Origin of the sequence: Aestuariivirga sp., from assembly GCF_044238155.1 — a bacterium.
Lineage (GTDB): Bacteria > Pseudomonadota > Alphaproteobacteria > Rhizobiales > Aestuariivirgaceae > Aestuariivirga.
In genome coordinates this window covers 1-6,299 of sequence record NZ_JBIIDX010000179.1, presented here as the reverse complement: position 1 = coordinate 6,299, position 6,299 = coordinate 1, and the positions used below count along the sequence as shown (strand labels likewise).

Sequence of the window (6,299 nt, the reverse complement as noted above, 5' to 3'; positions counted from 1 at the left end):
TGTTCCTCGGCAATGAAGGCTATCCCTACGCCGAGGCCGCGGCCGGAACCTTCGAGCGGGTCCTCTGGCAGCCGCTCAGCCTGATGGGCCAGCCGCGCGACCGGTACCAGCCGCTTGATCGTCTGCTACGCGCAGCAGGGCTTGCCGACGGCATGAAGATCGGCCTCGCCGGATGGAAAGGCTTCGAAACGGAAGCTGGAGAATTTGAACCGCTCTGGTTTGAAACGCCGCACTATCTGGTCGAGGCGCTGCGCGCAATCGGCCAGGTCAGCAACGCGGCCCTGCTCTTCATGCATCCCCGGTCCGGACTGCGCACCATCAACGAGGCCGACCAGATCGCCTGCTTCGAGTATGCGGCCTGCAAGGCCTCCCTCGCCCTTCGCCGCTTCATTCACGGGTTGCGGCCCGGCCTCAGCGAAGTTGAGGCCTGCGCCAACATGGGTCTCGATGGAACAATGCAGTCCGTCCATCTCAACATGAGTTCCGGCCCACGGGCACGCTACGGGTTGTGCAGCCCTGGCATGCGTCGCATCGAACCGGGCGACCCCATCGTTCTGGGCTTCGGCCTGATGGGAGCGCTCAATTGCCGTGCCGGTTTCGTGGCAGCCGATGCAACTGACCTGCCACCTGCGATCCGCGACTATGTCGACAGGCTGGTCGCACCCTATTTCGAAGCCTCCGTGCAGTGGTACGAAACGATCGGCATCGGCGTTTCGGGTGGTGAGGTCTATGATGCGGTGATGGCGAGGCTTGGTGATCCGTTTTTCGGCATCAGCCTCAATCCGGGCCACCTCATCCATCTTGATGAATGGGTCCATTCGCCGATCCGCAAGGCTGGCGCCCACCTGCTGGCCTCGGGCATGGCGTTGCAATGCGACATCATCCCGGCCACCGGAACGGACTACTTCACCAGCAACATCGAGGACGGTGTTGCCCTGGCAGATGCCGCACTGCGTGACGAACTGGCAGAACGCTTCCCCGGCGCCTGGAAGAGGATGATGGCGCGCCGCACCTTCATGAAGGAGCAGCTCGGCATCCGGCTCAAGCCGGAGGTTCTGCCGCTTGGCAACATTCCGGCCTGGTTGCCGCCGTTCTGGCTTTCACCCCACATGGCCATGGCCATGCGCTGAGAGGGAAGTGCGCAGACTCAGGCGGCGGTTGCACGGAAACGAGAGTGGCTCCGTGCCGAAGCCCCGGCAAGTGAATTTGCAAAACAAAAGGGCCCAGTCCACCAGACCGGGCCCCGAAAGTTCTTTCAGGCTAGCTTACTTGACGTATTTCAGGCGCATCGCGGCAACACCGGCCGCCACGTTGAGGCCAGTCTGGGCCTGCACGCTGATCGGCTGCAGGGCGACCGAGCGGTCGGAGCCACCAAGCAACACATTGGCGCCGAGGCCCACAGCCACGGTTGCCTCGGCCGTTGCACCGCCATAGGAGCCCGCCAAAGCGCCCCGCTTGAGCTTGCCCGGCGCGAACACGACCCAGCTCATCACACCCTCGCCGGTGAAGCCAATGTCGATGCCCAGCCGATCGATGGTACCCTTGTAGCGTTCCTTCTTGCCGATGGTGCCTTCGAAAGTGCAGTCGAGCGATTTGGACGAGGCGATAATGAGGCCAACGCCAGGCGCGACCGTGCAGTTCAGCACACCCACCTTGACGCCACTCTTGGCAATCGCAGGGGAGGCAGCAAGGCCCAGCGACAGCAGGGCGGCGAGCAGGACTTTCTTCATGTGGATGTCTCCTGTGGAATATTGGCTTGAAGGGTCACAACGATGCGCGCGCGGCAACGCTGCGCGCGCTGCGGATCAGGGCGCGTAGCTGAGAGAGAATTCAGCCAGCCCGGCAGCAATGCTGACGCCGGTCTGACCCTCGACGCTGACGGGCTGCAGGGCAATCGAATTGCCCGATCCGCCGACCAGCACATTGGCCCCGAGCCCCACTGCCACTGTTGCCTCGGCCGTGGCTCCGACATAGGTGCCCGCCAGCTCGCCTTTGCCGAGCTTGCCGGCTGCAAAGACCACCCATGACATGGCGCTCGCATCGGTCACGCCGATGTCGATTCCCAGCTTGGAGATGCGGCCCTTGTAATTCTCAGCGCCATTGGGCCCCTCGAACACGCAGCTCGCAGACTCCGAGCCGGCGATGATGAGACCCACCGAACCTGAAATGTCGCAGTTGAGCACGCCGACCTTGACGCCATTGTCGGCAAGTGCTGGCGAGGCCAGCACGGCCGGTACCGCAACCGCGGCGATCAGTGTTGCAAGTCTTTTCATCTCGTTGGTCCCTTCTTGGTCAGTCAAAACATTATCTGGCGGAGACTGGTTGATCCAGTGCGCCATTGCGGCCTGTCATTGTCCGCCGGCCAGGAAATCCGATTTACCCAGCTCGACTCCCGCATGCCGGAGAATGGCATAGGCTGTGGTTACGTGGAAGAAGAAGTTGGGCTTGGCCCAGGTTTCGAGATAGGCGCCTCCGGCAAAACTCAGCTCCCGGCCACCGGCCTTCAGGTTGATCTGCCGGGATTCAGACCCCTCGAACTGCCGGGCATCAAGGCCCTCAAGAAATCCGATGGTCTTGGCGATGCGTTGCTGCAGTTCCTCGAAGGTCTTTTCTTCGTCGGGGTAACCCGGGACCGGACTGCCGGACAGCCGGGCTCCGGCACCCTTGGCCGCATCAGAGGCAATCTGCACCTGCCGACTGAGCGGAAACATGTCGGGACTGAGCCTGAGGCCCAGCATCACGACCGGGTCGATCTTCCGCGCCGCACAATGGGCTTCCGCCTTGCGCAGAATTGCGGCGAGCGACTTGAGAAAGTGGACGAAGACCGGGACGGACACATCATACATGTTCATGCGGATACCTCAGCGAAGATTGCCGCAGAAGCGCTGGATGCGGCGGCAGGCATCCTCCAGCACCTCGGTGGCTGTTGCATAGGAAATGCGAAAGAACGGCGACATGCCAAACGCGGCGCCATGCACCGCCGCAACGCCCTCCGCCGCCAGAAGCTCAGTCACGAAATCCTCGTCGTTGCGGATCGGGTTGCCGGAGGGTGCCGTCTTTCCAATGCAACCTTCACAGGAAGGGTAAACATAGAACGCACCCTCCGGTGTTGGACAGGACAGGCCATGGGCCTGGTTCAGCATAGCGACCACCAGGTCGCGGCGCTGCTTGAACACCTTGTTGTTGGCGGCGATGAAATCCTGCGGTCCGTTCAGCGCTTCGACAGCAGCCCATTGCGCGATCGATGACGGGTTTGACGTCGACTGCGACTGCAGCTTGGCCATGGCCTTGATGAGTTGCTCCGGGCCCGCGCCATAGCCGATGCGCCAGCCGGTCATGCAATAGGACTTGGAGACGCCGTTCATGGTCAGCGTCCGCTCATAGAGCTTCGGCTCGACCTGGGCCGGCGTCGTGAATTCGAAATTGTCATAGACAAGATGCTCGTACATGTCGTCGCTCAGCACCCAGACATGTGGTTGTTGCAGCAGAACGTCGGTAAGCGCTTTGAGCTCAGCGCGCGTGTAGGCAGCACCCGAGGGGTTGGAGGGCGAGTTGAGGATCAGCCACTTGGTGCGTGGCGTGATCGCCCTCGCGAGGTCTTGCGCCTGCAGCTTGAAACCATTCTCCGGCAGGCCATCCACGAACACCGGCTTGCCACCTGCCAGCATCACGATGTCGGGATAGCTCACCCAGTAGGGCGCAGGCACGATCACCTCGTCGCCGGGGTTCACGGTGGCCATCAGCGCATTGAACAGCACCTGCTTGCCGCCGCTGCCAACCGTCACCTGGGATGGCTTGTAGTCGAGGCCGTTTTCGCGCTTGAACTTGCTGCAGATCGCAGTCTTGAGCTCCGCGATGCCGTCGACCGGGGTATATTTCGTCTTTCCCGCCTCGATGGCGCGGATCGCCGCATCCTTGATGTTGCGCGGCGTGTCGAAGTCCGGCTCGCCCGCCGCCAGCCCGATCACGTCCCGGCCTTCGGCCTTGAGCTGCATCGCCTTGTTCGAAATCGCGATTGTCGCGGATGGCTGGATGCGGTTGAGCGAATCGGAAATGAAACCCATGGACCTGCTTTCCCAAGTAAAACCGCTCTCTAGGAGCAGTTCTCGGCAAGGGCAAGCCTCAATGCGCCGCATCTCCAGCCGCGACCGAACGGCACGGTTCAATCAGGCCGGGTCTTGCTCTAAGCTTCCCCGATGAGTGAACTCCCCGTTCTGGTTGCCGGAGGCGGCATCGCAGGTCTGGCTGCAGCACTGGGGCTGTCACGGCAGGGCCATGCGGTGCGGCTGTTCGAGCAGGCGCCTGCCTTTTCCGAGGTCGGGGCCGGTTTGCAGATGTCGCCCAACGGCGTGCGGGCGCTGCGGGCGCTTGGCGCGTGGGAGGCCGTGGAGCCGAGTTGCGTCGTGCCGTCTGAAATCCATGTGCGCGACGGCATGTCGGGACGTGTCTTGCAGCGGGTCCGGCTTGGCAAGCCCTTCGAGCAGCGCTTCGGCGCACCTTACCGCGTCTGCCACCGCGCCGATCTTCTGGCTGGTCTGCTGGAGGCCGGCAATGGCAGGACGCTGATCTCACTCGAACCCGGTCAAACGGTCGAGAGCGCAGCGGATGCGGGCGAACGGGTTCGCATCAACCTGGCCGGAGGCATGGATGTGCAGGGCAAGGCGCTGGTCATTGCCGATGGCATCCGCTCACGCCTGCGTAGCGCCATCTGCGGCCCCGTGGCCCCCGTGGATCGTCGACTGCAACTCTATCGCGCACTCATTGCCTTCAACGCCGTGCCGCCGGGCATCGCGGCCGATTGTGTCACCCTGTGGCTCTACCCCGGCGCCCACGTGGTGCATTATCCGGTCAGCAACTGGCAGCGCTTCAATATCGTCATCGCAGTCGATGACTGCCTGACCCCCGCAGGCGCGGCCGGGTGGCAGGCGCCTGCTACGGCCGCCGATGTGCGAGGCGGCGTCCCCGACGCCTGCGCGGACCTCGCGAGTCTGCTTGCCCTTGAGGTAGGCTGGCAGCGCTGGTCAGGCGCCGATCTCCCTGACCTGCCGCGCTGGTCGAGCGGCGCCTTGACGCTGATCGGCGATGCCGCCCATGCCACGCTGCCCTTTCTCGCCCAGGGCGCAATGATGGCGCTCGAGGATGCCGTGGTGCTGAGCAAGGCGCTGTCGCGCGAACCCCTCCCGGCCAGCGCCTTTGCGGCCTATGAGCAGGCTCGCCGCCCGCGCACCCGCCGCATTCAGGCGGAGTCTCGTCGCATGGGCCGGACCTATCATGCAAAAGGTGCGCTGGCGATGGCTCGCAACCTGGCGCTCTGGCTGGCGGGACCGTCCTTCGCGCTTGATCGCCTCGACTGGATCTACCGCTGGATGCCCCCCTGGGGCGATTGATCAAGAAATCGTGTGCGACGGGTCCGTTCTGCTCTTCCTGTCGTAGAACGGCTATCACGGAGGATAACATGACCAGACTTGCTGCTTCCCTCTTCGCCTGCCTGCTTGTTCTCTCCACGGGCGCCCATGCGGCCGGAGACGGAAATGACGAACCCGCGCCGTCGCCTGCTACGAAGACCTGCAAGAAGGGCGAGGTCTGGAACAAGACCAAGAAGAAATGCGTGAAGGCCGCCAGCGGCGTGCTGAGTGACGAGGATCTCTACCAGCAGGGCCGGTCGCTGGCCCGTGAAGGCCATTACGACTGGGCGATCGAGGTACTGGCCGTGGTGCAGAACCAGCAGGACCCGCGGGTCCTCAACTACACCGGCTACAGCCATCGCAAGGCGGGCCGGCTCGAGATCGGCATTACCTATTACCGCAAGGCGCTGGCCATCGACCCCAACTTCAACCTGGCGCGCGAATATCTGGGCGAGGGCTACATTGCCGCAGGCCGGGTCGATCTCGCCATGAACGAACTCGCGGCCATCGCCAGGAGCTGTGGCACTTCCTGCCAGGAATACCGCGATCTCTCCGCGGCCATCGCCGCGGCCAACTGAGCCGTCACGTCGGGGGCACGCACCACTCCACCGCGGCCTGGCCCCATGCGCCAAGGCCCAGCCGCTCGGCCAGTGCTGCAGCCAGGATCCGGAGCTCTTCATCCAGCCGCCACGGCGTGTTGATGATGATGAGTCCGGAACCTGCCAGCCCGCCCCCGGCAAAGGCCTCGCGCACCCTCAGCTCGACTCGCAACGTTGCCGGCACGCCGAGCCCCGTCGCACCTGCGATGACCGTATCCGCCACCGCACCCGCCTTGAGCGGATACCACAGCATGTAAACGCCCTGGGCAAAGCGGCGGAGGCCCTGAGCCAGCAT

General features: G+C 63.7%; 8 protein-coding genes. 3 read left to right on the top strand and 5 right to left on the bottom strand.

What is annotated here, in order from left to right; genetic code table 11:
• A partial coding sequence (locus ACILRN_RS15145) for a M24 family metallopeptidase (RefSeq protein ID WP_395689681.1) occupies positions 1 to 1,130 on the top strand: 1,130 nt, incomplete at its 5' end.
• 135 nt (positions 1,131 to 1,265) lie between these two features.
• Here the strand turns inward: ACILRN_RS15145 and ACILRN_RS15140 are convergent.
• From ACILRN_RS15140 to ACILRN_RS15125, 4 genes are all read right to left on the bottom strand, one after another.
• Complete coding sequence (locus ACILRN_RS15140) at positions 1,266 to 1,730, bottom strand: DUF992 domain-containing protein (protein ID WP_395689679.1); 465 nt, start codon at positions 1,728 to 1,730, stop codon at positions 1,266 to 1,268.
• 75 nt (positions 1,731 to 1,805) lie between these two features.
• The gene (locus tag ACILRN_RS15135) at positions 1,806 to 2,273 is read right to left on the bottom strand and encodes a DUF992 domain-containing protein (RefSeq protein WP_395689678.1); all 468 of its coding nucleotides are present in this window, start codon (positions 2,271 to 2,273) and stop codon (positions 1,806 to 1,808) included.
• Between the two features lie 75 nt (positions 2,274 to 2,348).
• Positions 2,349 to 2,852 (bottom strand): DUF1993 family protein, encoded by a 504-nt coding sequence (locus ACILRN_RS15130; protein WP_395689676.1) that lies wholly within the window; start codon positions 2,850 to 2,852, stop codon positions 2,349 to 2,351.
• Between the two features lie 9 nt (positions 2,853 to 2,861).
• Positions 2,862 to 4,064 (bottom strand): pyridoxal phosphate-dependent aminotransferase, encoded by a 1,203-nt coding sequence (locus tag ACILRN_RS15125; RefSeq protein ID WP_395689674.1) that lies wholly within the window; start codon positions 4,062 to 4,064, stop codon positions 2,862 to 2,864.
• Positions 4,065 to 4,196: 132 nt separating this feature from the next.
• Between ACILRN_RS15125 and ACILRN_RS15120 the strand changes: the two genes are divergently transcribed.
• Both ACILRN_RS15120 and ACILRN_RS15115 read left to right on the top strand, forming a co-directional pair.
• Positions 4,197 to 5,387 carry an FAD-dependent monooxygenase gene (locus tag ACILRN_RS15120; RefSeq protein WP_395689672.1) on the top strand — a complete coding sequence of 397 codons (1,191 nt, stop codon included), beginning with the start codon at positions 4,197 to 4,199 and terminating at the stop codon, positions 5,385 to 5,387.
• A 68-nt stretch (positions 5,388 to 5,455) separates the two neighbouring features.
• Positions 5,456 to 5,983, top strand: a complete 528-nt coding sequence (locus ACILRN_RS15115) for a tetratricopeptide repeat protein (protein WP_395689670.1) — start codon at positions 5,456 to 5,458, stop codon at positions 5,981 to 5,983.
• Positions 5,984 to 5,987: 4 nt separating this feature from the next.
• Here the strand turns inward: ACILRN_RS15115 and rlmJ are convergent.
• Positions 5,988 to 6,299 (bottom strand): 23S rRNA (adenine(2030)-N(6))-methyltransferase RlmJ (gene rlmJ, locus ACILRN_RS15110; protein WP_395689668.1); only part of this gene is annotated, 312 nt, incomplete at its 5' end.